The sequence below is a fragment of the Paenibacillus amylolyticus genome (genome assembly GCF_003719335.1).
Classification (GTDB): domain Bacteria; phylum Bacillota; class Bacilli; order Paenibacillales; family Paenibacillaceae; genus Paenibacillus; species Paenibacillus amylolyticus_D.
The window spans coordinates 1-414 of record NZ_RIAS01000059.1; the positions used below are offsets into that span (position 1 = coordinate 1).

Below are 414 nucleotides of genomic sequence, written 5' to 3' on the forward strand. Positions count from 1 at the left end.
GAGCCAAGCGGGATCGAACCGCTGACCTCCTGCTTGCAAGGCAGGCGCTCTCCCAGCTGAGCTATGGCCCCATACATTATTTAAATGTTTAAATGGTGGGCCCTGGTGGACTCGAACCACCGGCCTCACCCTTATCAGAGGTGCGCTCTAACCAACTGAGCTAAGGGCCCACATTATATTAGTTTTGAACCCATGATGGGTTACGCTTGGCGACGTTCTACTCTCCCAGGACCCTGCGGTCCAAGTACCATTGACGCTGAAGGGCTTAACGGTCGTGTTCGGGATGGGAACGTGTGGAACCCCTTCGCTATCGCCACCAAACGTTTGAGAGTTTGAACTCTCAAAACTGAGCAACGAGTGAGTAAGTTTTTGCAACTAAGTTGCATATTTGAATGTCTTCATTGCAGAAGACGA

Annotated in this window: 1 tRNA gene and 1 rRNA gene; both read right to left on the bottom strand. The window is 51.0% G+C overall.

The features are described from left to right. Positions 1-93: 93 nt before the first annotated feature. A tRNA-Ile gene (locus EC604_RS29620) sits at positions 94-170 on the bottom strand. A gap of 34 nt (positions 171-204) precedes the next feature. Next, positions 205-321 (bottom strand): 5S ribosomal RNA (gene rrf, locus EC604_RS29625). Positions 322-414 lie beyond the last annotated feature (93 nt).